The sequence below is a fragment of the Streptomyces sp. NPDC058274 genome (genome assembly GCF_042881375.1).
In the GTDB taxonomy this organism is placed as follows: domain Bacteria; phylum Actinomycetota; class Actinomycetes; order Streptomycetales; family Streptomycetaceae; genus Streptomyces.
In genome coordinates this window covers 147,861-171,410 of record NZ_JBHVXW010000012.1, presented here as the reverse complement: position 1 = coordinate 171,410, position 23,550 = coordinate 147,861, and the positions used below count along the sequence as shown (strand labels likewise).

Annotated in this window: 20 protein-coding genes; 11 read left to right on the top strand and 9 right to left on the bottom strand. The window is 72.0% G+C overall.

Going from position 1 to position 23,550, the window contains the following annotated elements:
* Positions 1 to 6 precede the first annotated feature (6 nt).
* The 5 genes from ACFVYF_RS23725 to ACFVYF_RS23705 form a co-directional block, all read right to left on the bottom strand.
* A complete protein-coding gene (locus ACFVYF_RS23725) occupies positions 7 to 4,782 on the bottom strand; it encodes a putative T7SS-secreted protein (protein ID WP_389458289.1) in 4,776 nt (1,591 codons plus the stop codon).
* Positions 4,783 to 4,784: 2 nt separating this feature from the next.
* Complete coding sequence (locus ACFVYF_RS23720) at positions 4,785 to 5,441, bottom strand: hypothetical protein (protein ID WP_389458287.1); 657 nt, start codon at positions 5,439 to 5,441, stop codon at positions 4,785 to 4,787.
* A complete protein-coding gene (locus ACFVYF_RS23715; protein WP_389458349.1) occupies positions 5,431 to 5,769 on the bottom strand; it encodes an SseB family protein in 339 nt (112 codons plus the stop codon). Before ACFVYF_RS23715 ends, ACFVYF_RS23720 begins: the two co-directional genes overlap by 11 nt.
* Before the next feature lie 251 nt (positions 5,770 to 6,020).
* Positions 6,021 to 6,470 carry a Zn-ribbon domain-containing OB-fold protein gene (locus ACFVYF_RS23710; protein WP_389458285.1) on the bottom strand — a complete coding sequence of 150 codons (450 nt, stop codon included), beginning with the start codon at positions 6,468 to 6,470 and terminating at the stop codon, positions 6,021 to 6,023.
* Positions 6,471 to 6,602: 132 nt separating this feature from the next.
* Positions 6,603 to 7,337 (bottom strand): TetR/AcrR family transcriptional regulator, encoded by a 735-nt coding sequence (locus ACFVYF_RS23705; RefSeq protein ID WP_389458283.1) that lies wholly within the window; start codon positions 7,335 to 7,337, stop codon positions 6,603 to 6,605.
* Positions 7,338 to 7,520: 183 nt separating this feature from the next.
* On the opposite strand from ACFVYF_RS23705, the gene ACFVYF_RS23700 reads away from it, so the two are divergent.
* From ACFVYF_RS23700 to ACFVYF_RS23675, 6 genes are all read left to right on the top strand, one after another.
* On the top strand, positions 7,521 to 8,207 hold the full coding sequence (locus ACFVYF_RS23700) for a hypothetical protein (protein WP_389458281.1): 687 nt from the start codon (positions 7,521 to 7,523) through the stop codon (positions 8,205 to 8,207).
* Positions 8,208 to 8,242: 35 nt separating this feature from the next.
* Positions 8,243 to 8,998: a YcnI family protein gene (locus ACFVYF_RS23695; RefSeq protein WP_389458279.1), complete on the top strand. Its 756-nt coding sequence runs from the start codon at positions 8,243 to 8,245 to the stop codon at positions 8,996 to 8,998.
* 198 nt (positions 8,999 to 9,196) lie between these two features.
* On the top strand, positions 9,197 to 9,586 hold the full coding sequence (locus tag ACFVYF_RS23690) for a cell division protein SepF (RefSeq protein ID WP_389458278.1): 390 nt from the start codon (positions 9,197 to 9,199) through the stop codon (positions 9,584 to 9,586).
* A 107-nt stretch (positions 9,587 to 9,693) separates the two neighbouring features.
* Positions 9,694 to 10,899, top strand: coding sequence for an AAA family ATPase (locus tag ACFVYF_RS23685; protein WP_389458276.1), 1,206 nt, complete (start codon positions 9,694 to 9,696; stop codon positions 10,897 to 10,899).
* A gap of 147 nt (positions 10,900 to 11,046) precedes the next feature.
* On the top strand, positions 11,047 to 11,379 hold the full coding sequence (locus tag ACFVYF_RS23680; protein ID WP_389458274.1) for a nucleotide pyrophosphohydrolase: 333 nt from the start codon (positions 11,047 to 11,049) through the stop codon (positions 11,377 to 11,379).
* A gap of 176 nt (positions 11,380 to 11,555) precedes the next feature.
* Positions 11,556 to 12,038: a DUF6099 family protein gene (locus tag ACFVYF_RS23675; RefSeq protein WP_389458272.1), complete on the top strand. Its 483-nt coding sequence runs from the start codon at positions 11,556 to 11,558 to the stop codon at positions 12,036 to 12,038.
* Positions 12,039 to 12,326: 288 nt separating this feature from the next.
* Here ACFVYF_RS23675 and ACFVYF_RS23670 read toward each other — a convergent pair whose 3' ends face one another.
* Positions 12,327 to 12,518, bottom strand: a complete 192-nt coding sequence (locus ACFVYF_RS23670) for a hypothetical protein (protein WP_389458270.1) — start codon at positions 12,516 to 12,518, stop codon at positions 12,327 to 12,329.
* A gap of 235 nt (positions 12,519 to 12,753) precedes the next feature.
* Here ACFVYF_RS23670 and ACFVYF_RS23665 point away from each other — a divergent pair, with 235 nt between their 5' ends.
* From ACFVYF_RS23665 to ACFVYF_RS23655, 3 genes are all read left to right on the top strand, one after another.
* Positions 12,754 to 13,677 (top strand): LLM class F420-dependent oxidoreductase, encoded by a 924-nt coding sequence (locus ACFVYF_RS23665; protein ID WP_389458268.1) that lies wholly within the window; start codon positions 12,754 to 12,756, stop codon positions 13,675 to 13,677.
* 94 nt (positions 13,678 to 13,771) lie between these two features.
* The gene (locus ACFVYF_RS23660) at positions 13,772 to 15,361 is read left to right on the top strand and encodes a 3' terminal RNA ribose 2'-O-methyltransferase Hen1 (RefSeq protein ID WP_389458266.1); all 1,590 of its coding nucleotides are present in this window, start codon (positions 13,772 to 13,774) and stop codon (positions 15,359 to 15,361) included.
* Positions 15,358 to 17,931 carry a polynucleotide kinase-phosphatase gene (locus ACFVYF_RS23655; RefSeq protein ID WP_389458264.1) on the top strand — a complete coding sequence of 858 codons (2,574 nt, stop codon included), beginning with the start codon at positions 15,358 to 15,360 and terminating at the stop codon, positions 17,929 to 17,931. Before ACFVYF_RS23660 ends, ACFVYF_RS23655 begins: the two co-directional genes overlap by 4 nt.
* Positions 17,932 to 18,076: 145 nt before the next feature.
* Here ACFVYF_RS23655 and ACFVYF_RS23650 read toward each other — a convergent pair whose 3' ends face one another.
* Complete coding sequence (locus ACFVYF_RS23650) at positions 18,077 to 18,976, bottom strand: hypothetical protein (RefSeq protein WP_389458262.1); 900 nt, start codon at positions 18,974 to 18,976, stop codon at positions 18,077 to 18,079.
* Complete coding sequence (locus tag ACFVYF_RS23645) at positions 18,973 to 20,043, bottom strand: SPFH domain-containing protein (protein ID WP_389458260.1); 1,071 nt, start codon at positions 20,041 to 20,043, stop codon at positions 18,973 to 18,975. The genes ACFVYF_RS23650 and ACFVYF_RS23645 overlap by 4 nt, the downstream gene beginning before the upstream one ends.
* A 213-nt stretch (positions 20,044 to 20,256) precedes the next feature.
* On the opposite strand from ACFVYF_RS23645, the gene ACFVYF_RS23640 reads away from it, so the two are divergent.
* Both ACFVYF_RS23640 and argF read left to right on the top strand, forming a co-directional pair.
* On the top strand, positions 20,257 to 21,480 hold the full coding sequence (locus ACFVYF_RS23640) for an arginine deiminase (protein ID WP_389458258.1): 1,224 nt from the start codon (positions 20,257 to 20,259) through the stop codon (positions 21,478 to 21,480).
* Positions 21,481 to 21,644: 164 nt separating this feature from the next.
* Positions 21,645 to 22,652, top strand: coding sequence for an ornithine carbamoyltransferase (gene argF / locus ACFVYF_RS23635; RefSeq protein ID WP_389458256.1), 1,008 nt, complete (start codon positions 21,645 to 21,647; stop codon positions 22,650 to 22,652).
* A gap of 180 nt (positions 22,653 to 22,832) precedes the next feature.
* On the opposite strand, the gene ACFVYF_RS23630 is transcribed toward argF, so the two are convergent.
* Positions 22,833 to 23,285 carry an ATP-binding protein gene (locus ACFVYF_RS23630; RefSeq protein WP_389458254.1) on the bottom strand — a complete coding sequence of 151 codons (453 nt, stop codon included), beginning with the start codon at positions 23,283 to 23,285 and terminating at the stop codon, positions 22,833 to 22,835.
* Between the last annotated feature and the right edge of the window lie 265 nt (positions 23,286 to 23,550).

Here is a 23,550-nt window from a genome sequence, read left to right as displayed (position 1 = left end):
GGTTCCTCATCGGATCTGTTCGGCCGGAGCCATAAAGCCGTTCTTGGCCGGAATCCTGCCCTCCAGGATGTCGGCGTGGGTAATCGGCCCGCCGGCGTCGGTGGGCAGGCCACCCAGCGCCTGCGCCCCGGATTCACCCTTGATGCCCGAAGGACCGTATGCCGTCACGGCGTTGCCCGGCCCGGAACCGCCACCCCTGGTCACCACGACGTCCTCGCCCTGCCGGAAGATCAGGTTTCCGCTGCCCGCCGTCGAGTGGTACACCGCGTCCGGGTTCTTGAGGATCTCCAGGACCCGTTCGTCGCTGAACCCGTGCTTGGTGTCTCCGTGGTAGCCGCCGTCCTTCCTCATCCGGCCGCCCTGAGCCCTCTCGATGACGTCGTCCGCGGTCTGTTCGGCCTTTGCCCGGGCCTGCTGGGCCCTCTGCTCCTTCGTGTACTTGGGCATGAGACCCAGCGGGTCGCACCCGGTGTACGGGTTGTCCACGTAACCGACGGGATTCGGCGCGGGAGCCAGGCCCAAGGGGTCCGGGGAGGTGTAGCGGCCGGTCTCCGGGTCGTAGTGGCGGAAGTAGTTGTAGTGGAGGCCGGTCTCGGGGTCGTAGTACTGGCCGGGGAAACGAAGGGGTGTGTAGCTGCTGCTGTCGCGGGCCCAGGCGGTGGTGCCCCAGAGTGTGCTGCGGCTGCGCCATGCGATGTCGCCGGACTCGTCGATCAGTTCGGTGGGGGTGCCGACGACGTCGGTGGCGATGGCGAAGAACCGCCGGTCGATCTCCTCCTGGCGGTCGTCGGCCGTGAGGATGCGCTCGGTCTGGGCGAGCGGGACGACGTCCCGGTGGTCCCAGGTGAGGGCGACCGTGTTCGGGACGTCCGGCCGGCTGCTGGTCTGTTCGCACAGGGTGAGGCCGTCCCAGGTGAAGCGGACCTCCTCCACCACGCTCTCGCCGTCGGCGGCCAGGCGCTGCTTGGCACTGCGCCGGCCCAGGGGGTCGTAGCGATACCTCCAGCGTGTCCCGTCGGGAGTGGTGACGGACGTGAGGCGGTTCTCCGTGTCCCAGGCGTAGCGCCAGGTGTCGGGCTTGTGCGAGAGGCGGGTCTTCTGCCGCAGGGTGACCCGGCCGAGCGCGTCGTGCTCGAAGCGGACGTCTCCGGCCCGGGTGATGGTGGTGCCGGTGTAGGTGCGCGATCCGGTGGCCTCGCTGCCGGGGTGGCGGGCCGGCCAGGACGCCGAGGTCTGGTTGCCGCTGTCGTCGTAGGCGTACCGCTCCGTCCAGCCGTGGGCGTGCACGGCGGTGACCCGGCCGATCCGGTCGAGATCGAAGGTACGGGAGCCCGACAGCTGGTCCGCGACGGAGATCAGGTGACCGTCGGCGCGGTAGGCGTAGGCGCGGCTGTTCACGGCGCGCGCTCCGGCGGTGATGTGCTGCGCGGCGAGCCGTCCGGCCTCGTCCCAGGCGGACGTCACGGTGATCGCGTCGCCGAAGGCGCGGGCGAGCTCGCGGCCGGCGTCGTCGTGGGTGAAGTCGACGTGCCGGCCACCGGTGGTGAGCCGGCGGGGTTGCCCGTCGGCGCCGTAGGAATACGAGGTGACATGACCGGTCGGTGTGGTGCGGCGCTTGCGGCGGCCCAGGTCGTCGTAGGCGTAGACGAGGGGACGGCCGTCCACCAGCTCGGCCTTGACCTGTCCGCGGCGGTCGTACTGGTACCGGAGTTCGCCGTCCGGTCCCACTGCCTCCAGCAGGCGTCCGGCCCTGTCGTAGGCGTAGGCCGTCTCCCGGCCGTCGACGTCCTTGCGGACCACCTGGCCGAGCTGGTCACGGACGAACGAGATGGTGCCGCCGAGCGCGTCGGTCCGCTCGGCGAGCCGGCCCGCTGCGTCCACCCGGTAGGTCAGGGTGCGTCCGTCGAAGTCGGTCTCGGAGACGATGTTGCCGACCGCGTCGTACTCGTAGCGCCAGGTCAGCCCCTGGGGGCCGGTGACGCCGGTGAGGCGCAGGTCGGTGTCGTGCTCGAACTCGTAGCGTGCGCCGTCGGGCCGGGTGTGGGCGAGCGGGAGGTCGAAGTGGGTGTACTCGTAGCGGGAGAGCCCGCCGGACGCGTCGGTGTGGGTGAGGCAGTTGCCCTCGCCGTCGTAGGTCCACGACTCCGTGGCACCACCGGGGCCTGTACGGCGGGCGAGCCATCCGTCCTCGTTCCACTCCCGGCGGGTGACCCCTCCTGACAGGTCGGTGACGCGGATCGGCCGGCCGAGTGCGTCCCGCTCGGTGCGGGTGATGGACCCGCCCGGTTCGGTCACCTCCACGGGCAGCCCCGCCGCGTTGCACCGCACCTGTGTTGTGGCCCCGAGGGCGTCGGTGACCGAGGTGAGACGGCCGCCGTGGTCGTAGGTGCAGCGGGTGGTGAGGCCGGCCGGGTCGGTGACCGCCGTGCGGTTGCCGAGCTCGTCGTACTCGTACGTGGTGCGGGAGCCGTCCGGACCCACGACCTCCACCGGCAGACCGAACGGGCCGCGCACGATGCGCAGTTCGCTGCCGTCCGGCCGGGTGGCCGCGAGCAGGCCGCCGTCCTCGTCGTACACGAACGTGGTCGTGGCGCCCAGCGGATCCGTGCGGGACAGCAGGTCGCCGCTCGGGCTGTAGCGGAACCGGGTGGTGTGGCCGAGCGGGTCGGTGGTGGCCAGGACGTGGCAGCCGCGGCCGATCAGGTGGCGGGTGGCCCGGCCGTCGGCGGTGGTCAGGACCGTCGTACGGTGGCCGGACTCGGCGTCCGGTTCGGTGTAGGCCAGGGTGATCTGGACGTGGCCGGCTTCTCCGCCCTCGGCGACGACGCGGTCGCGGTCGTCGTAGACGTAGTCGTAGCGGCGTCCGTTGGAGTCGGTCCAGGCGATGACCCGGCGGTGTTCGTCGTAGAGGAACGTGGTGACGGCGCCGGAAGGCCTGGTGACGGTGGTGAGGTTGCCGTCCTCGTAGCCGTAGCCCAGCACCGGCAGGTCCGCGCCGTTCTCGCCCGCGCCGGCCAGGGACAGGGCGGTGACCAGGCCGTCAGCGGCGGACAGTTTCAGGTGGTGGCCGGCCGAGTGGACCAGGGCCAGCGGCAGACCGGTCTCGGCGCGGTCGACGGTGACGGTGTGGCCGCCCCGGTCGGCGATGGCGGACAGCCAGGCCGTGCCGTCGCCGCCCGGCTCGCCGCCTGGCGGGGCGGTGAAGTGACGGGTCAGGCCGGTGCCGGGGTCGGTCAGGGAGTAGTCGCCGTCGGCGTCGCGGGCGAGAAGCGCGCGGGACCGGCCCGGCCGCGGCCGGGTGGGCACACCGGGGACCGGATGCGGATACGGGATCAGGAGGCCGTCGGCGGTGACGTGCAGGACGCCGACGGCGTCGATCTCCAGGCGCTCGTCGACAGTGGACGACCAGGCGGGGCCCAGGAAGCGGCCGGTCGAACTGCCGGACTCGGTACGGCGGGTGAAGACCAGCGGCAGGATGCCGGCGATCTCGAGGTCGCTCTGGGGCAGGAACATCCGGCCCGTGGCGAGGTCCACCGGGTCGCTGCCGTCGGTGGTGCGCTCGCCGTCCGGACGGCGATGGGTCCCGTCCTCGGCGTCGTCGACCAGCCGGCGCAGCCGCGCGGCTTCGGCGGCGTCCTCGGCGACGCGTACGCCCTTCACCGCGGCGCCGCCGCCGGCGGTGGCCGCGGTCAGCGCGAGGTCGGGCACCAGCCGGCCGAGACCCTCGGCCGGGTCCTTCATGAAGTCTTTGACCATCTGGGTGCCGGTGCCGACCGGGTCGTTCGCGGCCACCACGAGACCCGCGGCCAGGCTGTTGAGCGACGTGGCGTACTCGGCGGGGTGCGTGATGTTGTACGGGTCCATGGGGTTGATACCGCGGACGAAGTTGAGCAGCCCGGCCGTGCCCTTGATGATGCCGCCAGTGAAGTGGTCGCCCATGAGCTGCAGTTCCTGGAAGCCGTCGCCCAGCTGGTCGGCGTAGGACGGCTTCTCCGGGGCCATGTCGCGGGCGGCGCGGACCGCGGTGCGTGCGGTCTCCGCCGCCGAGTTCCGCTGCTTGCGGGCCTCGGCGAGGATGTCCTGCGCATCCTGCATCAGCTTCTTGCCGGGGTCGTCGAACGTCGCCGCGGGCTTGGGCGGGAGCGAGGCCGGGTCGCGTTTGTCCGCGGGCTGGGCGTTGTAGCGGTCGACCGCGCCGTTGTAGTCGTCGATTTTCTTGCGGTGGGCGTCGGCGGCGCTCTCGGAAGCCTTGACGCCTTCCTTCCACTTGTCGATCGCTGTCTGGGCCTGTCCCTGCGCCCAGGTGACGGTGTCGGCGAACGCCTCCAGCGCGCCGACCGCCTTCGCGTAGGAATCCGCGGCGTTGTACCACTTGGGCGGCTGTGTGCTCACCGCGGTGCGCAGCGCGTCGGCCATCTCGCCCTTGAGCCGGGAGGAGTCGAGGCCCTTGAGACCGTCGCCGGTGTCGTCGAAGGCCGACTGGAAGGCGCGGAGCTTCGCGGCGGTGGAGTCGATCTTGCCCGGACTGCCGTAGATCAGCTTGGTCTTGTCCTCGGTCTGCCCGAGGTCCATCTCGTCGACTTCGGCGCCCATCCGGTTGGCGACCGAACGGGACTGTTCCCGCACCCAGTCCGCGCCGGACTCCCAGCCGGCGTCCGCCAGCCGGTCGGCGGTCCAGTTGCCCGCGTCCTCGACCCGGTTGCCCGCCCACTCGACGCCGTCCTCGACCGCGTCCTCGACCACGTCGGGCGTGATGTCACTGATGAAGTCGCCGATGCCCACCGTCAGTTCCCCCCGGACTCACCCTGCGGCTGTTCCTGCTGGGCGCGTTCCTCCGGCGAAGGGCCGAAGGTGTCGTCCAGCGCCTGGTTCCACTGGTCGTCGGAGACCCCGAACGCGCCGTTGAGCAGCTCCGACTGACGGCCGCCCTGGCCCTCGGTGAGGACGGTGCGGCCGGTGTCCTTCCAGGTCTGCGCCATGTCCTGGCCGGCCTTGTCGAACGACTCCGCGCTCCAGTCCGGGTTCAGGGAGTCCGGCGTGAAGACGTCGCCCCAGTTCTGCCGGGCGATCTCCTCCTCACTGGCGTGCGGGTCCCCGCCGAACACGGAGTTGACGCCCACCTTGAGCGCGCCCGCGACGTACTGGTCGTGCTCCCACTGCGTGCCCGCTCCCAGGCCGAGGCGGTTCGCGAGCTCGCTGGCATCGTGCACCAGGGTGCGTACGCCCCACTCCCAGCGTTCGCAGAAGTCCTCGAAGTCGGTTGCGAGGCCGTGGTGCCCGGCCTCCATCCCGGTCATCGCCAGCTCCGAGGTGCCCTTTCCCATGATCGAACCGGTGGTGCCGTCCAGTTCACCGAGCTGGCCGATGGTGGCACCCACGCCCTGGACGAACTTGGCGACGGATGCCGGGTCGAGATTCAGGTCCGCTCCGTCAGCGCCCATGACCGCTCACCTCTCCCGCCTCTCCCGCGTCGACGGCGACCGCGTCCGGAACGATGCCGACGACCGGCGGGAAGAACATCGACCCGTCCTCGGTGGCGATGTCGACGGCGAGACCGGCGGGCTCGCCCAGGGCGGGCACGATCTCGTCGACGATGCGCGCGCCCAGCAGCGCCGCGTAGTCCATGGGCTGATCCCCGGGCGCGTGGTGCAGGGCGAACCGGGACAGCGCGGTCTCGTCGGTGAACCCGCAGATCCACCGCACCCCGCCCGAACGAACCGACCAGAGACCCCCGTCGGCCACCGGCACCAGAAGGACCGAGCGCCGCATCTCGCCGACCAGGGCCCGGGGGTCGTCGCCTCCCGTTCTCCGCTCGGCGATGCGCTCGGCAAGTGCCGGTTTCGAATGCTGCACGGTTCCCCCCTGGTCGCAGATTATTGATCGCCGTAGAGCAGGACGCGTGTGAGGGAGCGGGTGGTTCTCGGGGCGGCCGGCCCGTGCCGGAAAGGGTAAAGGGGCCGGCCGCCGCTTGGTGCGGCGACCGGCCCCTTTATACCGCGCTCGGCGCGGGGTGGGCCGGGTCAGTGTCCGAGGCCGTAGGGGTCCTCGGTCAGTTCGAAGACCGGCTCGCCGCGTACGGGGTCCTCGGCGACGGTGAGGCGGACGCGGCCGCCGGGGTGGATGGCGATGAACGGGCCCTTCACGCGGCCGCGGACGGTGAAGCCCTCGGCCATCTCGATGAGGGAGACGTTGCGGGCGGCCGGGGTGTTGCGGCGGGCCACCGAGGTGCTGCGGACGATGCCCGCGCCGCCACTCTGCTCGGTGCGCAGGTCGCTCGACGCGCAGACCGGGCAGAGCAGGCGGTGGAACATGGTGGTGCCGCACCAGCGGCACCGCTGAAAGGCGAGGGTCTCCTCGTGCCGCGCACCGGTCCGCCCGAAGGCGCTGTTCTCGACGGTGCCGGGGGCGTTGCCCTCGGGCACGACGGCGTCCAGCACGTCCGCCGTGATCCCTGTTCCGGGGTGGAACACGATGTCATCTCCCTGCACTCGGCCGGAATCTGAGGTGCCCGGATCGCCGTGCACAAGCGTCAGGTTATGGCACTCAGTGCCAGGCGTAAAGACACTCGGTACCCTCGATGGGCCGTCACCGGGCGGCAGAGATCAGTCGCCGGCCCAGGCGGACTCGATCTCCTGGACCACCCGCCACATCGGAGCCCCGCGCCGGGAGATGACGACGACCACGTCCTCCCCGTCCGCCGGCTCCTGGGGCGCGCCGCCCGGACCGTCCGTACCGAAGGTGTGCCGTACGTAGCGAAGCGCCTGGTCGACTGTGGCTTCCGCGTCGCCCTGGCCGTCCGAACGCAGCCAGGAACGCAGGGCGTTGTTGTGCGCCGCGACCACGGCGGCGGCGATCACGTCGGCGTGCAGGGTGCCGCCGCGCCGGCCCGAGAAGCGGGCGCGCAGATGGGCGGCGAGGGCGCGTTCGTACCGCCAGACCACGGAGAGCTCGTAGGCACGCAGGCCCGGGACCTGCTTGGTGAGGCGGTAGCGCTGCACGGAGAACGTCGGGTTCTCGGCGTACATCCGCAGCACGAGCCGGGCCGCGTCGCAGACCCGTTCGATCGGATCGCCCTGGTCGGAGGCGGAGTTCAGGAACGCGGTCATGTCGGCGAGACAGCGCTCGTGGTCGGGGAAGACCACGTCCTCCTTCGACGGGAAGTACCGGAAGAAGGACCGCCGTCCCACTCCGGCCAGTGCCACGATGTCGTCGACCGTGGTCTGTTCGTACCCCCGCTCCAGGAACAGCCGGAACGCGGCCGCGACCAGCGCGTCGCGCATCGGCGGCTTCGGCGGCGCCGCCCCGGCCGACGGGTCCCGGCGGGATGTCTCGCTCATGCGGGGAAACTAGCACCGAACCCCGCATATGACACTCAGTGCGCCATGAGCAGGGAACTCAGTGCCACGACGGTGTCCGGTTCTGGCTCTCCGTGCTCGTCCGTTCTCCCTGTGTTCCCGTCCTTCCAGGGGATGGGGGGAAAGGTGCGTGGTGCTCACGGGCGCATGGCAGGATCCGTCGCCATGAGTGTGTCCCTGGCGGTGCGGAGCGTGCGCGCAGCGGTGTTCGCCGTGGTGTGCGTGCTGCTCGCCGTCGGGGGACACGCGCTGGCCACGGGCGGTCTGCCACCGGTCTGGGTGGACGCGGCCGGAGTCCTGCCGCTCTTCGCCGCCGGCTGTGCGCTGGCCGGCCGCGAACGCTCCCTCGCCGCGATAGGCGCGGCGATGCTCGCCGCGCAGAGCGGGCTGCATCTCGCCTTCGACGCCGTCCAGTCGCGGGCGATCGCGTCTCCGGGGTCGTACGACGGCGGCCCGGGCTCGGCCGGCCTGCCCGGCACGGGTTACGACATGGCGCCCGGCATGGGGCACGGGATGGCCCACGGGGCAGGCATGTCCCAAGGGCACGGCATGCGGATGGCGATGGCGCACGCACCGCACGCCGTGACCTCCCACGCGGTCGCCGCGCACCTCGTGGCCGCCCTGCTCGCGTCCTGGTGTCTGCGGCGCGGCGAGGCCGCCCTCTGGTCGCTGCTGCGCCGGGCGGGGGCGCTGGTGCCGGGCCTGGTCGCCTGGTGGCGGCCACGGGCGCTGCCCGTCCGCCCCGCCGCGCCCCGCACCTACGCACCCCCGCCGCTCCCCGCGTGCCGCCTGCTGCTGCGGCACGCCCTGTCCCGCCGCGGCCCGCCCGCCCGAATCCCGTACGCGAACTGACCCCCCTCATCCACCAGTACGGAGATTCCCCAGCCATGTCCCCGACACGAACCGCCCCCGCCCGCACCGCCCCGGCCCGCACCACCCTGCGCCGCGCGGCCACGCTCGCCGCGCTCACCACCGCCGGTGTCCTGACCGCCGCGGGCGCCGCCTTCGCCCACGTCACCGTCCACCCGGAGAGCTACCCGAAGGGCGCCACGGACGGCGTCCTGACCTTCCGTGTCCCCAACGAGGAGGACACCGCCAGCACCACCAAGGTGCAGGTCTTCCTGCCCACCGACCACCCGGTCCTCGGGGTGCTCGTCACCCCCCAGGACGGCTGGACCGCGAAGGTGACGACCACGAAGCTCAAGACGCCGGTCAAGACGGACGACGGCACCATCACGGACGCCGTCTCCGAGATCACCTGGACCGGCGGCCGGATCAGGCACGGCCAGTACCAGGACTTCAATGTCGCCTTCGGCCAACTGCCCGACAACACCGCACAGTTGACCTTCAAGACGCTGCAGACCTACTCCGACGGAAAGGTCGCCCGCTGGATCGAGGAGGCGCCCGAGGGCGGCGCGGAGCCGGAGAACCCCGCCCCGGTCCTCACCCTCACGGCCAAGTCGGCGGGCGAGGGCGGCACCGCGGCCTCCTCGCCGGCGGACAAGCCGAGCTCCAAGTCCGAGGCGTCGTCGAGCGATTCGACGGCCCGGGGCCTCGGCATCGCCGGCCTCGTCGTCGGCGTCCTCGGCCTGATCGCGGCCGGATTCGCCCTGGCCCGCGGCCGGTCCGCCCGCTCCGCGTAGCCCAGTGCCGTCCCGCCGGCGCTGCTCCCGCCGGCGGGACGGACCGCCCGTCGCCGCGCTGGACGCGGTCCGCCGCGCGGGCCGGCCGAACTGACAACGGGGCTGTCGCGGACCGTGTCGCTGTTGGGCCGAACGGGTGACCATGCGTAAGAATTGAGCCGTGCAGACAATCAGTGCGAGCCAGGACGGGGATGGCCAGTGAACAGCCACGACGTCACCGATGAACAGTGGGAAGGGCTCGCCCAGGTCGTTCCGTTGCGCGGCCGGGACGCCTGGCCCTCGTCCGTCGACCACCGGTCGATACCCGAGGCGCCGACCGAGGCGCGCCGCCGCTTCGTCGTCCTGCGGGTCAATGTGTTCGCGGACGCCCGCGAGGTCGCCGAGACACTGATGGCGGGCATCCCGGTCCTGCTGGACCTGACGAGCGCGGAGAGCGATGTCGCCAAGCGGGTGCTGGACTTCAGCACGGGCGTCGTATTCGGCCTGGCGAGCGGGATGCACCGGGTCGACCGGAACGTGTTTCTGCTGACACCGCCGGGCACCGAGGTGAGCGGGCTGATGGAGGGCGCGGGGCTTCCGGGCACGTGATGTGAGGCGGTCCCGCGGGGCCCCGCCGGCCGGGCCCCATCCCTCGATCGTAGGAAGGTGGCCCGGGCGGAACGGTTCGCCTGCCGACGGAGCCCTACCGTCCGGATATGACCGCGTCATCCTTTGTGCCGTATCCGACAGTTGCCCCTGATGCCGGACCGGACGGGCCGGAGGCCGCCGGGCCGCCACCGGGGCGGCCGAGCGTCACGCACCTGCGGCTCTCCGCGTTCGCCGGGCACCGCGGGGCCGGATTCGGGCTGGGGCCGCTGACTCTCTTCACGGGACCCAGCGGCAGCGGAAAATCCACGGCACTACGGGCGTACGAGGCGCTCGCCCGGCTCGGCGGCGGAGCCGAACTCGCCGAGGTGTTCCCGGATCCGGCCGCCTGCGTACCCGAACGGGCCCGCCCGGACGCCCAGAGCCGACGCGGCTTCCGCCTCGGCTGTACGGCCGACGGGCCCCTGGGACCCGTACGGCTCGACCTCGCCGTACAGGCCGAGCCCGAACTGCGCATCGTGGGGGAGCGGCTGACCGCGGGCGGGCTCGTCCTGCTCGAGACGGCGCTGCGGGATCCGAGCCGTCCCGCCGTCCAGGCCGCCTGGTACACCGGCGGCGCCTCCCCGGTGACCCGCGGTCCCCTCCCCGACGACCGCCTCGGCACCGCGCTGCTGCCGCTGCGCGTCGCGGGCAAGACGGACGGCCAGCGCCAAGTGCTGGCCGCCGCCGAGCAGATGGTGATCGCACTGCGGTCCGTCTTCGCCTGCGACCCCCGGCCCCGCCGCATGCGTGCGCCCGTGTCCGCCGGCGGCGGACGGCTGCTGCGCGGCTGCGACAACCTGGCCGACGTGCTGTGGCGCACCCGCTCCGAGTGCGGACGGCGGCACGGGCAGCTGGTCGCGGCGGTCCGCGCCGGCTGCACCGGCCCGGTCGCCGATCTGCTGTCCGAGCCAGGCCTCGACGGCCGGGTCCGCGGACTGCTCGACCGCGGCGACGGCCGCCGTACGGATCTACGGCTGCTGGGGGACGGCGAGTTGCGGTACCTCGCCCTGGCCCTGGTGCTGCTCACCGGACCCGGAGTGCTGGAGGTGGACCCCGCCGGGGAAGTCCCGGAGGCGCTCCAGACCCTGACGGTCCTGGCCGACGGCTTCGACCGCCGCATGGACCCACGCCAGAGCGGAGAACTGCTGCGGCTGGCGGCCCGGATGTGCGAACAGGGACACATCCGCCTGGTGGCCGCGGTGAGCGACGTGGCGGGGGCCGAGGGGGCGACGGTGGTGGATCTGGGGCCGGCGGACGGAGTGGGGGAAGGCTGAGGAGGCGGCGGGGGCCGTGGGGGCGGTGACACCGTGCCCTCGGGTGGGGGTGCCGGAAGCCGGGCCGGCGGCGCGGACGCTGACTTCGCGGACCTGACCGGGGCGCCCGGGGCCACGAGGAACGCCACGGATGGTAGATCTGGGAACGTGAAGGAACTGGACGTAGCGCATCTGCAGCGCCGCCTGGCCGAGTTCGCGGCCGCGCGGAACTGGGGGCCGTACCACACCCCCAAGAACCTGGTCGCCGCGCTCAGCGTGGAGGCGTCTGAACTCGTCGAGATCTTCCAGTGGTTGACCCCGGAGCAATCGGCGCGGGTGATGGAGAACCCCGAAACGGCGCATCGGGTGACCGACGAAGTCGCGGACGTGCTCGCCTATTTGCTCCAGCTGTGCGAGGTGCTCGGCATCGACCCGCTCGCGGCACTGGACGCGAAGATCGACCGCAACGAACGGAGATTTCCGGCTCCGGAGGGGCCCTGAGCGGGAGCGTCCGTATGTCACTCTCCGGAGTCGTTGAGTTGTCCACAACCAACTCCGTGTCCACAGATTTCGGGCTTCCTCTGGCTTTTCGTCCCGTCGACCCTCACTCTGGGTAGTGGACAACGGAGTTCGGGCGGACGTGCGAAATCAGCGCGTCGGACAGACGGGGGCAGCGCATGGACGCTGTGCGGCTCATCGCGGCGAGCAGACGTGCGCTGGCGAGGAGCGGCGAGATACCGGAAACCATGACGGAGGTGTGGCAGGCACAGGCTCTGGCGCAGGCGATCGGCAGCCGCCTGGCAGTGTCGGGGCCACCCGAATTACGGGGCGAGGCACTGGGTTTGACCGAGCTGGCCGGCCGAGGCTGTGGCGTCCTGGACGTTCCGTCCATCGACGTCGCCGATTTGCGCGCCGCCCAGCTCACCGACCTCGGCGACGCCCGCCGGACCCTCCTCGACCTCGGCGGCCTCCTCGGTGAGGTCGGCATCGCCCTCGTCGGCGTCGCCTGCGCGGCGGACGACGAGAGCACGTACTGGCAGTGCATGGAGGCCATCGACGCCGCGGACGAGTCCCGCGACCGCGTCCTCGAAATGCTCCGCCGCCTGGCGGCCCGAGACCAGAACCAGGGGGTGGCGGAACGGGACCCGGCGCCGGGTTGAGGACCGGGCAAGCTCCCACCGCCCGGCCCTGGCGCGGCGGCCTCAACTGCAGCCCGGACAAACATCAGTGTCGCCGGGGCAAGTCTCAGCCCCTCCGGCGTTTGAGGAGCGGGGATTGGGGCGGAGCCCCAGGTACGGGACGGGACGGGAAGGGGCGGAGGGGGCGAGAAGCCCGCCGCAGGCGCGCCCGTCAGCCGGGGTGGATGCGACCCGTCGGCCGGGGTGCGACCCGTCCGCCGGAGGCGACCCGTCCGCCGGAGGCAACCCATAGGCCGGTAGGCCGTGACGTCAGGCGGACTCGGAGTCCTCCGCGGCCACCGCCACACCCCGAGCCCCGGAAGACTGAAAGTGCGCGTCCAGCTGGGACAGATCCGCATTGAGCGCCGCCATCAGCTCCTCCATCTGCTGCAACAGCCCCTTCGGCTGCTCAGCACCGGGCTGTTCAGGAACCCCCTGCTGCGGCACGGCTTCCTGGGACATGACGGCCTCCTCGGCCTCGGCCCCGCAAGGGGACCGGCACGGGTGACGCCCCGGCGACGCCGGCGACGAGTGCCGGGCGGCCCGGCTCCGCCCGAGCCAACGATCACCGCTGAGCCGGGTCACTGGCACGGCCCCGCACCCCACCCGGGGTGGACGGATATTCACCCGACCGTGGCAGGCGGCGACCGGCGGGACCGACGGGGTTGACCGGCGTTCGACCGTGCAGGATGGAGGTATGGATCTTCGCATCTTCACCGAGCCCCAGCAGGGCGCCACCTACGACACCCTTCTCACGGTCGCCAAGGCCACCGAAGACCTCGGCTTCGACGCCTTCTTCCGCTCCGATCACTACCTCCGCATGGGCTCGGCCGACGGCCTCCCCGGCCCCACGGACGCCTGGATCACCCTCGCCGGGCTGGCCCGTGAGACCCGGCGCATCCGGCTCGGCACGCTGATGACCGCCGGCACCTTCCGGCTGCCCGGTGTGCTCGCCATCCAGGTCGCGCAGGTCGACCAGATGTCGGGCGGCCGGGTCGAACTGGGCCTGGGCGCGGGCTGGTTCGAGGAGGAGCACAAGGCGTACGGCATTCCGTTCCCGAAGGAGAAGTTCGCGCGTCTGGAGGAGCAGCTGGCCATCGTCACGGGTCTGTGGGCGACCGAGGCCGGCGAGACCTTCAGTCACCACGGCACGCATTACGACCTGACCGACTCGCCCGCACTGCCCAAGCCGGCGCAGGCGAAGATCCCGGTCCTCATCGGCGGCCACGGCGCGACCCGCACGCCGCGGCTCGCGGGCCGGTACGCCGATGAGTTCAACATGCCGTTCGCCTCGATCGAGGACAGCGAGCGCCAGTTCGGCCGGGTCCGCGCCGCGGCCGAGGAGACCGGGCGCAAGGGCGAGGACCTGGTGTACTCCAACGCGCTGGTGGCCTGTGTCGGCAAGGACGACCACGAGGTGGCCCGCCGTGCCGCGGCGATCGGCCGCGAGGTCGACGAGCTGAAGGCCAACGGCCTGGCCGGCTCGCCGGCTGAGGTCGTCGACAAGATCGGCCGGTACGCGGAGATCGGCTCCCGGCGCGTCTACCTCCAGATCCTCGACCTCGACGACCTGGACCACCTCGACCTGATCTCGGCCCAGGTCCAGTCGCAGCTGGTGTAACCGCCTCGGCGATGTGTCGCAGGTTCGTCCCAGGCCTCCGGGAGAGACGGAAATTCCCTGGTGGGGGCCTGGCGGACCGCACATACTCGGACACGTGTTCCTGACGATCAGCACCACCGGCACCCCAGAGCGCCCCGCGACCGACCTCGGGTTTCTGCTGCACAAGCATCCCGACAACGCGCAGGCGTTCTCCACCTCCTACGGCACGGCGCACGTCCTGTATCCCGAGGCGTCCGTCGAGCGGTGCACGGCCGCGCTGTTGCTCGAGGTGGATACGGTGGCGCTGGTCCGGCGCGGCAAGGGCAAGGGCCGTGGCGGCGCCCCCGACGCGGCGCTCGCCCAGTACGTCAACGACCGTCCGTACGCGGCGTCGTCGCTGCTCGCGGTGGCGCTGAGCGCCGTGTTCTCCAGCGCGATGAAGGGCCAGTGCAACGCGAAGCCCGATCTGCCGGGGCAGCCGCTGCCCCTGCGGATCGAGGTGCCGGCCCTGCCCGCCCGCGGGGGCGCCGACCTGGTACGCAAGCTGTTCGAGCCGCTCGGCTGGACGGTGAGCGCCGAGGCGGTGGCGCTGGACACCGAGTTCCCCGCGTGGGGCGACTCCCGCTACGTACGCCTGGTTCTGGAGTCGGCCGGGGAGCTGACGCTGGCCGAGGCGCTGCGGCACCTCTATGTCCTGCTCCCGGTGCTCGACGACACCAAGCACTACTGGGTGGCCTCCGACGAGGTCGACAAGCTGCTGCGGGCCGGCGAGGGCTGGCTGCCGGACCACCCCGAGCAGACGCTGATCACCAGCCGGTACCTCGCGCGCCGCTGGTCGCTGACGCGTGAGGCGATGCAGCGGCTGGAGCTCGTACGGCTGGCCGAGGCCGACGACAGCGAGGTCGAGCAGATCGACAACGCGGTGGAGGACGTGCCGTACACCGGCCTGCCCGAGGAATCCGCGGAAACCGAAGGCACCGCCCGCGCCGAGGACACCGGTCACGCGGACGTCCCCGAAGGCACCGGCCCCTCCGAGGGTGCCGACGCCCTCGCTTCCCCCGACCCCGAAGGCAAGCACGTCTCGCTCGCCGTCCGCCGCCGGGACGCGATCCTCGCCGCGCTGGACGCCGCCGGTGCGGCGCGCGTCCTCGACCTCGGCTGCGGCCAGGGGCAGTTGGTGCAGGCGCTGCTCAAGGACCCCCGGTACACCGAGATCGCCGGGGTCGACGTGTCGATGCGCGCGCTGACCATCGCCTCGCGCCGGCTGAAGCTGGACCGCATGGGCGAGCGGCAGGCCGCGCGCGTCAAGCTCTTCCAGGGCTCACTCGCGTACACCGACAAGCGGCTCAAGGGGTACGACGCGGCCGTGCTGAGCGAGGTCATCGAGCACCTCGACCTGCCCCGGCTGCCGGCCCTGGAGTACGCGGTGTTCGGCTCGGCCCGCCCGAAGACCGTGCTCGTGACGACGCCGAACGTCGAGTACAACGTCCGCTGGGAGACGCTCCCGGCGGGTCACTCCCGGCACGGCGACCACCGCTTTGAATGGACGCGCGAGGAATTCCGTACCTGGTCCCACGAGGTCGCCCGACGGCACGGCTACGACGTGCGGTTCACGCCCGTCGGACCCGACGACCCCGAGGTGGGCCCGCCCACGCAGATGGCCGTGTTCACGCTGACCGCCCCGAAGGAGGAGAAGGCCGCATGACGAACGAGACGCACGCGAAGACCCGCACCCTGCCCGTGACCGACCTCTCCCTCGTGGTCCTGATCGGTGCTTCGGGCTCGGGCAAGTCCACCTTCGCCCACAGGCACTTCAAGCCGACCGAGATCATCTCCAGTGACTTCTGCCGGGGCCTGGTCGCCGACGACGAGAACGACCAGAGCGCCAGTGGCGACGCCTTCGACGTGCTGCACTACATCGCGGGCAAGCGCCTCGCGGCCGGCCGGCGCACCGTCGTCGACGCGACCAGCGTGCAGCAGGAGAGCCGCCGTCAGCTGATCGACCTGGCGAAGCAGTACGACGTCCTGCCCATCGCCATCGTCCTGGACGTGCCGGAGGAGGTCTGCGCCGAGCGCAACGCCTCGCGTACCGACCGCGCCGACATGCCGCGCCGCGTCATCCAGCGCCACACCCGCGAACTCCGGCGTTCCCTGCGCCACTTGGAGCGCGAGGGCTTCCGGAAGGTGCACGTCCTGCGGGGCGTCGCGGAGATCGAGGGCGCCGAGGTCCGCACCGAGAAGCGGTTCAACGACCTGACCCACCTCACCGGCCCCTTCGACATCGTCGGCGACATCCACGGCTGCGCCGCGGAGCTGGAGTCCCTGCTCGGCAAGCTCGGTTACGTGGACGGGGTGCATCCGGAAGGCCGTACGGCCGTCTTCGTCGGCGACCTCGTCGACCGCGGCCCGGACACCCCGGGCGTCCTGCGCCGCGTGATGTCCATGGTCGCGTCCGGCGACGCCCTGTGCGTGCCCGGCAACCACGAGAACAAGCTCGGCCGCCACCTCAAGGGCCGCCAGGTCCAGCACACCCACGGTCTCGCCGAGACCATCGAGCAGCTGGCGGGGGAGAGCGACGAATTCCGGGCGCGGGTACGGGAGTTCGTCGACGGGCTCGTCAGTCACTACGTCCTCGACGGCGGACGGCTCGTCGTCTGCCACGCGGGGCTGCCGGAGAAGTACCACGGCCGTACGTCGGGCCGGGTGCGCTCGCACGCGCTGTACGGCGACACGACCGGGGAGACCGACGAGTTCGGCCTGCCGGTGCGCTATCCGTGGGCGGAGGACTACCGGGGCCGCGCGGCGGTCGTCTACGGGCACACTCCGGTGCCGCAGGCCACGTGGTTGAACAACACCATCTGCCTCGACACGGGTGCCGTCTTCGGCGGCAAGCTCACCGCGCTGCGCTGGCCGGAGCGCGAACTGGTCGACGTACCGGCCGAACAGGTCTGGTACGAGCCGGCCCGGCCGCTCGCCTCCGAGGCGCCCGGCGGACACGAGGGGCGGCCGCTCGACCTCGCGGACGTGCACGGGCGGCGGGTCGTCGAGACCCGGCACGCGGGACGGGTGTCCGTCCGTGAGGAGAACGCGGCCGCGGCGCTTGAGGTCATGAGCCGTTTCGCCGTGGACCCGCGGCTGCTGCCGTATCTGCCGCCGACCATGGCGCCGACCGCGACCTCGCACCTCGACGGCTATCTGGAGCACCCGGTCGAGGCCTTCGCGCAGTACCGGGAGGACGGGGTCGCGCGGGTGGTGTGCGAGGAGAAGCACATGGGCTCGCGGGCGGTGGCGCTGGTCTGCCGGGACGCGGACGCCGCGCGTGAGCGCTTCGGCGTCGAGGGCGGGCCCACCGGCGCGCTGTACACGCGCACCGGCCGTCCCTTCTTCGACGACCCCGCGGTGACCGAGGAGATCCTCGGCCGGCTGCGGGACGCCGCCACCGAGGCGGGACTGTGGACGGACCTGGCCGCCTCCGACAGCGCTTCCGGCATGGTCGACTGGCTGCTGCTCGACGCCGAGTTGATGCCGTGGTCGCTGAAGGCGTCCGGGCTGCTGCGCTCGCAGTACGCGGCGGTCGGCGCCGCCTCGGGGGCCGTGTTCCCGGGTGCGCTCGCCGCGCTCGAAGGAGCGGCGGCGCGCGGTGTCGACGTCCAGGACCTGCTGGCCAAGCAGCGCGAACGGGCGGCCGACGCGGCCGCGTTCACGGACGCGTACCGCAGGTACTGCTGGACGACGGACGGGCTGGACGGGGTCCGGCTGGCGCCCTTCCAGATCCTCGCCGTCCAGGGCCGCAGTCTCGCCGCCCTCCCGCACGACGAACAGCTCGCGCTGATCGACCGGCTCGTGGAGCACGACGGGAGCGGGCTGCTGCAGACGACCCGGCGGTTGTTCGTGGACACCGGGGACGCGGAGTCCGTGCAGGCCGGTGTCGACTGGTGGCTGGAGATGACCGGACGCGGCGGCGAGGGCATGGTCGTCAAGCCGGTCGGCCCGGTGGTGCGGAGCGAGAAGGGACGGCTCGTGCAGCCGGGCATCAAGTGCCGGGGACGCGAGTACCTGCGGATCATCTACGGCGCCGAGTACACGCGGCCGGAGAACCTCGCGCGGCTGCGCGGCCGTTTCCTCAACCACAAGCGGTCGCTGGCGATCCGCGAGTACGCCCTGGGCCTGGAGGCTCTCGACCGGCTGGCCGAGGGCGAGCCGCTGTGGCGGGTGCACGAGGCCGTGTTCGGCGTACTGGCCCTGGAGTCGGAGCCGGTGGACCCGCGGCTGTGAGGTGTGGGCCGGGGGTGACCCCCGGCCCACAGCGCGGCCGGGGGTGACCCCCGGCCCGCAGCGCGCTGATGTGCGGCCCGGACGTGGCACCGCCGGCGCGCTGGATGTCGGCTGCGTGCGGCATGGGTGAGGGGCCGCGCGCCCCTCACCCGACCAAGCGCAGGCGTACGTCCGCCACCCCCACCCGCACCGACTGTCCCCACACCAGCTCCACCGCGTCCTTCTCCATTCCGTCGCCGAAGGCGATGAGGCGGTCGGACTCGACGGTGAGCCGCAGGTGCGCGGCGCGCGTGAGGCCGCCGCCGACCAGCGAGGTGCCCGTGGCCGGCGACGGCCAGGCCTCGCGGACGAACCACAGCAGCCGGTCCTCGGTGGGCCCCGGCAGGGTGAACGGCTCGCCCCGCTCCTGCCACACCGACCGGAGCCACCCGCTCGCCCCGGTCCCCGTGCCCACGAGGACCCCGGAGGAGGCTTGGGGCTCGACGACACCCCTGTCGTCGTCGAGCCCCAGCCGGTACCGGGCCGTCTGGTGCCCCGCCGCACCCAGATAGATCTCGTTGAGCGCGAGCAGCCGCTGGGTGTCGTCCGCGACCGCCTCGACCATGGTGAGTTCCTCGGCCTGCCCGCCCCGGGCCACCGCGGAGGCGATCAACGCGCCGGCGTCACCGGCCCGATGGCGCACCAGCACGCCGGGATTGCGGCCCGGGTCGGTGTCGATGCCGACCACGGGCTGCCCGGCCAGGTACTTCGCCACGTTGGCGACCAGACCGTCCTGTCCCACGACCACCACCACGTCCTCGGGGGCGAAGAGGAAGCGGTCCAAGTCCCCGCGCTCGACCCGGGCCTGACGCCAGGTCAGGGGAACGGCGGCGGCGATGTCGGAGAGCGCCCGCCGGGTTCTGCGGGAGCGCTCCGCGACCTCCTCGATGTCCCGCCCCCGGGACGACAGGAAGAACGCCGCCTGCCCGTGCGTGCCGTGCCGGGCCACCAACTCCTCGTACTCCGTGGTGCGGTGGACCAGCACGACCCGGGGCGCGAGACTCACGCGGACTCCCCCGAGGGTCCGTCGAGCGCCGAAGCGGCGGAGCCCGCGCCCAGGTGGGCGAGCAGCCCGGTCAGGACGTCCGGCGAGACCGTGACGCTTCCGATCCGCGGCAGGTTCTCCGCGAGCCGGGTGCCCGTCAGGGCGTGCAGGGTGCCGACCGGCACCTCCGCGTGCACCCGCAGCCAGGCGTCCTGGGCCGCGGCCCGCGCCTCGCCGACCTCCCGTGCGGCCTGCGCCTCGGCCCCGGCGAGGCGCACGGTGCGGGCCGCCTCGGCGTCGGCGAGGCGGACCGTCCGCGCCGCCTCGGCGCCGGCCCGCACCGCGTCCGCCGCGGCACGCTCCTCCGCCTCCCGGCGCGCGTTCGTACCGCGCTGGTCGACCAACTGCTCCTCGCGCCGGGCGAGTTCGATCTGGCTGGCGAGTTCGTTCTCGGCGATCGCGCGTTCCCGTTCGACGGCCACGGCGCGCCGCTCGTACGTCGCCTTGTCCGCGTCCTGCTGGATCTGCTCCCGCGCCGGGGTGCGCAGCGCCCGCTCCACCTCGGGCTCGGGGCGCAGCGCCACTACGCGGGCGGCGACCACCTCGATGCCCGTCGCCGGCAGCCGCGGCTCCGCCGCGAGCCCGCCCGCGATCCGTTCGCGCACCGCCGCGACCCCGTCCACCAGGGCCGCCGCGAGCGACGTACGGGCCAGGACGTCCAGCGCGTGCTGCTGAGCGGTCTCGGTCAGCAGGGTCCCGAGCTGTTCGAGGGGTGCCCCGCGCCAGACGCCGGTGTCGGGGTCGATGGAGAAGTCGAGGCGGCCGGCCGCGAGAGCGGGGTCGCTGATCCGGTAGGTGACGGTCGCCTGCACCGCCACGTCCTGGAAGTCGGAGGTGCGGGCGTGGAAGGTCATGGCCAGTTCGCGGTCGTCGACCGGGACTTCGGAGAGCGCGGCGCTCAGCGCGCGGTACCAGAAGCTGAGCCCCGGTCCGTCGTGCAGCAGCCGGCCCGACCGGTGGTGCCGTACATGGGCGGTCGGCGCACCGCGCAGATGGCGCCAGCCGAAACGCCTGGTGATGTCGGCCATGGAACAACCCCCTTGCCACTGAGCGGACTCAGCGGCCCCCTCGCTCATTGTCGTCAGTGCGACGATAATCGGTCGACCTCGTTATCGTCAAGGGGACGAAATCGATGGGTCAGGGCCTGGGTGGCGGCCGTCGGGTGCCCGTGGGGCGGATCCGCGAGGGCCGGTCCCGTCGATCGGCGGGTGAACGCGCGTCCCGATGGTCAGGATGGAGACATGGGATTCCATGTCGACTCCGAGGCCGGGCGGCTGCGCCGCGTCATCCTGCACCGGCCGGACCTAGAGCTCAAAAGGCTCACGCCCAGCAACAAGGACGCTCTGCTCTTCGACGATGTGCTGTGGGTGCGCCGGGCGCGTGCGGAGCACGACGGCTTCGCGGACGTCCTGCGCGACCGCGGTGTCGCCGTCCATCTCTTCGGCGACCTGCTCACCGAGGCCCTGGAGATCCCGGCGGCCAGATCGCTCGTCCTTGACCGGGTGTTCGACGAGAAGGAGTACGGGCCGCTCGCCACCGACCATCTCCGCGACGCCTTCGAGACCATGTCCGCCCCGGAGCTGGCCGCCGCTCTGGTCGGCGGCATGACCAAGCGGGAGTTCCTGGACGCCCACCCGGAGCCGACCTCCGTGCGTTTCCATGTCATGGACCTCGACGACTTCCTGCTCGGTCCGCTGCCCAACCACCTCTTCACCCGGGACACCTCCGCCTGGATCTACGACGGGGTCTCCATCAACGCCATGCGCTGGCCGGCGCGGCAGCGGGAGACGGTGCACTTCGAGGCGATCTACCGCCATCACCCGCTCTTCCGCGACGAGACCTTCCATCTCTGGTCGGAAGGGCAGGCGGACTATCCCTCCACCATCGAGGGTGGTGACGTGCTGGTCATCGGCAACGGCGCGGTACTCATCGGCATGAGCGAGCGGACGACGCCCCAGGCCGTCGAGATGCTCGCGCACAAGCTGTTCGAGGCCGGCTCGGCGACCACGATCGTGGCGCTCGACATGCCCAAGCGGCGGGCCTTCATGCACCTCGACACCGTGATGACGATGGTCGACGGCGACATCTTCACGCAGTACGCGGGGCTCGGCATGCTCCGCTCGTACACGATCGAGCAGGGCGTGGGGGAGAAGGAGCTGAAGGTCACCGACCATCCGCCGGAGCACATGCACCGCGCGATCGCCGCCGCGCTGGGGCTCAACGAGATCCGCGTGCTGACGGCCACCCAGGATGTGCACGCGGCCGAGCGCGAGCAGTGGGACGACGGCTGCAACGTCCTCGCGGTCGAGCCGGGTGTCGTCGTCGCCTACGAGCGGAACTCGACCACCAACACCCATCTGCGCAAGCAGGGCATCGAGGTCATAGAGATCCCGGGCAGTGAGCTGGGCCGGGGGAGGGGCGGGCCCCGGTGTATGAGCTGTCCCGTCCAGCGGGACGCCGTGTAGGAGGGACCGCGCGGGCGGACCCTCGTGGGGAGCGGGGCGCCCGACGCGTCGTACGGTCGTACGGTCGTACGGTCGTACGGGGTCAGCGCAGGTCTTCGTATAGAAATGTTGAGCGTCGTATAGAATTCCAAGGGTCCCCGTCTTCGTCACCCTGGAGCGCCCTCATGGCGACAGTCCCGACCGCCCTCGCCGGACGCCACTTCCTCAAGGAGCTGGATTTCACCGCCGAGGAGTTCCGCGGTCTGCTCGAGCTGGCCGCGGAGCTGAAGGCGGCCAAGAAGGCGGGGTCCGAGACGCAGTACCTGCGGGGCCGGAACATCGCGCTGATCTTCGAGAAGACCTCGACGCGGACCCGCTGCGCGTTCGAGGTCGCCGCCGCGGACCAGGGCGCGTCGACCACGTACCTCGACCCGTCCGGTTCGCAGATAGGCCACAAGGAGTCCGTGAAGGACACCGCGCGTGTGCTCGGGCGGATGTTCGACGCGATCGAGTACCGGGGCGACAGCCAGGCCGGCGTCGAGGAGCTCGCCGCGTACGCCGGAGTGCCCGTGTACAACGGGCTGACCGACGACTGGCACCCCACCCAGATGCTCGCCGACGTCCTCACGATGACCGAGCACAGCGACAAGCCGCTCGGTTCGATCGGCTTCGCCTACCTCGGCGACGCCCGCTTCAACATGGGCAACTCGTATCTGATCACCGGCGCGCTGCTCGGGATGGACGTCCGGATCGTCGCCCCGAAGGCGTACTGGCCTGCTGACGAGATCGTCGCCCGGGCCCGCGAGCTGGCCGAGCACAGCGGGGCCCGGGTCACGCTCACGGAGGAGGTCGCCGAGGGCGTCCGCGGCGCCGACTTCGTCGCCACCGACGTCTGGGTCTCGATGGGCGAGCCCAAGGAGGTCTGGGACGAGCGCATCGGTGCCCTGTCCCCGTACGCCGTGACGATGGACGTCCTGCGGGCCACCGGCAACCCGGACGTCAGGTTCCTGCACTGTCTGCCGGCCTTCCACGACCTGGGTTCCAAGGTCGGGCGGGAGATCCACGAGAGCCACGGCCTGGAGTCGCTCGAGGTCACCGACGAGGTCTTCGAGTCGGCGTACTCGGTCGTCTTCGACGAGGCCGAGAACCGGCTGCACACCATCAAGGCCGTCCTGGTGGCGACGATGGCCTGACCGGCCCGGGCCTCCCGCACGCGGGGGCCGGGCTTGGCGGCATCGGGGCCGGCGCGACGGCCGCGTTCTTCTCGTACATCGGGTTCGACGCGATCACCACGGCCGGCGGGGGAGGCCAGGAACCCGCCGCCATTCGCCATTCGCGGCTCGCGGCGCCGGATGCGGAAGCCGCTGCGGAACCTACACGTACCGGCGCTGTGGCGGCACGACAGGCAGTCTGAACCAGACCGCCTTGCCGGACTCGGTGGGGCGGTGTCCGCAGGACGAGCTGAGGGTGCGGATCAGCAGCAGGCCGCGTCCGTGCTCCTGCCAGGGGTCGGGCGGGCCGAGCGGGTGCGGGACGGTGAGGTCGCCGGGCGGCGCGGGGTCGGGGTCGTGGACCTCGACCTGACAGCCCGACGGCAGCAGCTCCACCACGAGCTCTATCGGACCGGTCCCCGCGGTGTGCTCCACGGCGTTCGCGACCAGCTCCGCCGTCAGCAGCTCGGCCGTGTCGCTGTCGGCCGAGTGCTTCAGCTCGGCCAGCGCCGTACGGACCAGCGCGCGGGCGACCGGCACGGCCGCGGCGGTGTGCGGCAGCGCGATGCGCCAGGAGGCGGGAGCGGGGGGCTCGTGCAACGTGGGTCCGTTCATCAGCAGGCTGTCCTGCTTTCAACATAGGAAGGGTACGGCGTTCCGGAACAGAGGCGCCCGGCGGGCGCCTGCCGGGACGTTCGTCCCGGGTACCGGCCGTCGTACCCACGGGAACGGCCCGCCTCGCACGGGTGATCCGGTCGTTACGGGGCTATCGAGGATCCGTGACTCGATGACGGGACCGTCGCCTTCCGGGCAGGTCTATTGCGTACTCGTGACGACAGTCACGGATGAGTGATAAATTCGGGGGACCGTGCCCGAGGAG

Excerpts from the sequence above, each read along its gene's own strand:
- ACFVYF_RS23720 (WP_389458287.1), bottom strand. The coding sequence starts at position 5,441 with ATGGGCGCTGACGGAGCGGACCTGAATCTCGACCCGGCATCCGTCGCC.
- ACFVYF_RS23715 (WP_389458349.1), bottom strand. The coding sequence starts at position 5,769 with ATGCGGCGCTCGGTCCTTCTGGTGCCGGTGGCCGACGGGGGTCTCTGG.
- ACFVYF_RS23705 (WP_389458283.1), bottom strand. The coding sequence starts at position 7,337 with ATGAGCGAGACATCCCGCCGGGACCCGTCGGCCGGGGCGGCGCCGCCG.
- ACFVYF_RS23700 (WP_389458281.1), top strand. The coding sequence starts at position 7,521 with ATGAGTGTGTCCCTGGCGGTGCGGAGCGTGCGCGCAGCGGTGTTCGCC.
- ACFVYF_RS23695 (WP_389458279.1), top strand. The coding sequence starts at position 8,243 with ATGTCCCCGACACGAACCGCCCCCGCCCGCACCGCCCCGGCCCGCACC.
- ACFVYF_RS23685 (WP_389458276.1), top strand. The coding sequence starts at position 9,694 with ATGACCGCGTCATCCTTTGTGCCGTATCCGACAGTTGCCCCTGATGCC.
- ACFVYF_RS23675 (WP_389458272.1), top strand. The coding sequence starts at position 11,556 with ATGGACGCTGTGCGGCTCATCGCGGCGAGCAGACGTGCGCTGGCGAGG.
- ACFVYF_RS23670 (WP_389458270.1), bottom strand. The coding sequence starts at position 12,518 with ATGTCCCAGGAAGCCGTGCCGCAGCAGGGGGTTCCTGAACAGCCCGGT.
- ACFVYF_RS23665 (WP_389458268.1), top strand. The coding sequence starts at position 12,754 with ATGGATCTTCGCATCTTCACCGAGCCCCAGCAGGGCGCCACCTACGAC.
- ACFVYF_RS23655 (WP_389458264.1), top strand. The coding sequence starts at position 15,358 with ATGACGAACGAGACGCACGCGAAGACCCGCACCCTGCCCGTGACCGAC.
- ACFVYF_RS23645 (WP_389458260.1), bottom strand. The coding sequence starts at position 20,043 with ATGGCCGACATCACCAGGCGTTTCGGCTGGCGCCATCTGCGCGGTGCG.
- ACFVYF_RS23640 (WP_389458258.1), top strand. The coding sequence starts at position 20,257 with ATGGGATTCCATGTCGACTCCGAGGCCGGGCGGCTGCGCCGCGTCATC.
- argF (WP_389458256.1), top strand. The coding sequence starts at position 21,645 with ATGGCGACAGTCCCGACCGCCCTCGCCGGACGCCACTTCCTCAAGGAG.
- ACFVYF_RS23630 (WP_389458254.1), bottom strand. The coding sequence starts at position 23,285 with ATGAACGGACCCACGTTGCACGAGCCCCCCGCTCCCGCCTCCTGGCGC.